Origin of the sequence: Streptomyces sudanensis, from assembly GCF_023614315.1 — a bacterium.
Taxonomy (GTDB): Bacteria; Actinomycetota; Actinomycetes; order Streptomycetales; family Streptomycetaceae; genus Streptomyces; species Streptomyces sudanensis.
In genome coordinates this window covers 5,036,372-5,038,987 of the sequence record NZ_CP095474.1, presented here as the reverse complement: position 1 = coordinate 5,038,987, position 2,616 = coordinate 5,036,372, and the positions used below count along the sequence as shown (strand labels likewise).

The window sequence follows — 2,616 nt, the reverse complement described above, 5'->3', positions numbered from 1 at the left end:
GTCCCGCCGTCCGCGGCGGGCCGCCCCCGCGGTGACACCGCCGCGGACCGGGCGGGACCGCACGGCGGCCGTCCCGCCTCGCGGTACCCGCCGCGGTCCTCGCGGGGCGCGGGCCGGGGAGGTACGGNNAAGAGACAGGCACGGGCCGGGGCGGGTGCGCGCCGTCAGGGGGCGAGGGGCAGCCGCCGCTTGTGGTCGGTGAGGCGGTAGCGCGCGACGATCGCCTCGAAGGCCCGGCCGTCCACCGGCTTGCCCTCCAGGAAGTCGTCGATGTCGTCGTAGGCGACCCCGAGGGCGTCCTCGTCGGCCCTGCCCGGGGCGAGGGTCTCCAGGTCGGCGGTCGGGGTCTTCCACACCAGTTCGGCGGGTGCGCCCAGCGCGGCGGCGACGGCGCGCACCCGGCGCTTGGTCAGGCCGGTGAGCGGCATCAGGTCGGCGGCGCCGTCGCCGAACTTGGTGAAGAAGCCGGAGACCGCCTCGGCGGCGTGGTCGGTGCCCACGACCAGGCCGTCGTACGCGCCGGCCACGGCGTACTGGGCGATCATGCGCTGCCGGGCCTTGATGTTGCCGAGCGTGAAGTCCTGGTGGTGGTCGTCGCGGAAGGTCACGCCGGCGGTGAGCGCGGCCTCCAGCGCGGCGTCGCTCGCGGGCTTGACGTCCACGGTCAGCACGTGGTCGGGCCGGATGAAGGAGAGCGCGAGCCGGGCGTCGTGCTCGTCGGCCTGCACCCCGTAGGGGAGCCGCATCGCATGGAACCGCGCCTCGTGCCCGGCGGCCCGGGCCCGCTCGACGGCGAGCTGGCACAGCCGGCCGGCGGTGGTGGAGTCGACGCCGCCGCTGATGCCGAGCACGAGGGAGCGCAGGCCGGTGGAGGTCAGCCGTTCGGTGAGGAACGCCACCCGGCGCTCGATCTCCCGTTCGGCGTCGAAGGTCTCGGCGACCCCGAGCTCCCGGGCGATCTCCTGCTGCAGGGCGATGGACGCCGCCTCGCTCACGTCTGCTCCTTGGCTCCGGTTCCGCGGTGGTGCTGTCGCGTCCACCCTACCCAGCGGCGTCCCGGCGGGTCCGGGCGGACGGCCCCGGGGCGGGCGGGCCCGGCGGGCCGTCAGCGGGCCGGCCGNCTCCTCGGGCCCGGCCCGGCGCACCCGGCGTGCGAGGAGCCCGCCGAGGAGCCCGGCGGCGGCGCCCCACGGCAGGGCCAGGGCGACGGCCGGCCACAGGCGGGGGTGGAGGCGCACCTGCCCGCGCAGGACGTCGACCTCGACGAAGCCGAGCAGCGACAGTTCGAACCCCGCGTCGACGCGGGTCGGCGGCATCACCACGAGGAGGGTGAGGGCGAACGCCGCGCCCAGGTGGAGGGCGTGCCTCCAAAGGCGGGTGCGGGCCGGCGAGCGGGCCGCCGCCGCGAACGCGGCGGCCGTCAGCAGCGCCGCCGCGAGGAGGACCAGCCACCAGGCGCGGCCGTCGTGGGCGGCGAGGGACCGCACGTCGAGGACGGTGTCCCCGGGCCCGCGCAGGACCCGGTCGAGGAGGCGGGGCACCGGCAGCGCGGCCGGGCCGTCGATCCGGCCCTCCCAGGAGGCGCCGACGCCCAGGCCCAGGGCGAGCCACGCCAGGTTCGGCAGGCCCAGGAGGAGCACCGCGAGCGTGTCCGCCGCGCGGCCGCGCACGGCGATCGCGACGAGGCCGGCGGCCAGGCCCAGGGCGACGTACGCGAGGAGCAGCAGGAGCATCGCGGACGCGGCCGGCCGCACGGCCTGCCGGTGGCGCACCAGCCGGGCCGGGAGCGGCGCCCGGCGGGAGACCAGCAGGGCCAGGGCGAGGACGCCGAGCAGCCACAGCAGGGCGTACGGGAGGGTGCCGCCCGGATCCGCGCGGAAGCCGAGGGCGGGCGAGGCGTCCAGGAGGTCCCCGAGCAGGTCGGCGGGCGAGTCGGCGGGGAGCAGGTCGGTGAAGGTGTGGCGGGCCGGGACGGTCAGGGCGGCGACCCCGGCGAGCCAGAGGACGGCCGTGCGGGCGGTGCGGGCGAGGAGTTCGCCCGCGGGGAGGACGGCCCGGTGGCGGAGCGGCCGCAGGAAGCCGGCGGCGAGGACGAGGGCGCCGGCCAGGGACACGGACAGCGGCATGGCGGTCAGCTCGGCGTCCGCACGGGCGAGCCCGCCCGCGCCGCCCGCCACCTCGACGTCATGCCGCCCGCCCCCAGGACGACGACCGCGGCGACCACCCGGGGGAACGCGCCGCCCGGCAGGTCCGCCGCGCCCGCCGCCCACAGGCCGAGGCCGGCGGTCGCCGCCATCGCGGCGAGCGCGGCGAGCACCGCGGCGAGGGCGTCGAGCCAGGCCCGCGCGGCCTGGCGGGGGGTCCCGGGCGCGGCACCGCGCCGCGCGGCGTTGTGGCTGCTCACGACGCCACCCTAGGCACGCGGTGCCGTGTCGGACGCGGTGCCGGGTTCCCCGCTTGCGGGTGCCACCCGGACGGGGCACACAATGGGCACGGAACGGAAGAAAGGTATGAATGTGACTTCCGACTCTGTGCCCGGCCGCCCTTCGGGCCCCCCGTCCGGCCCGTTGTCGCACCCCTCTCCGGAGCACGCCGGTCCGGGCGTTCCGCCCCNGT

At 78.4% G+C, this 2,616-nt stretch carries 1 protein-coding gene and 1 pseudogene; both read right to left on the bottom strand.

The window, feature by feature from the left end; translation table 11 throughout:
* Window positions 1-164: 164 nt before the first annotated feature.
* Entirely contained in the window at window positions 165-995 is an 831-nt protein-coding gene (nadE, locus tag MW084_RS23325) for an ammonia-dependent NAD(+) synthetase (protein WP_010471770.1), read from the bottom strand.
* A 126-nt stretch (window positions 996-1,121) separates the two neighbouring features.
* Window positions 1,122-2,404: pseudogene (locus MW084_RS23320) on the bottom strand (streptophobe family protein); the annotation flags it as partial.
* Window positions 2,405-2,616: the final 212 nt, after the last annotated feature.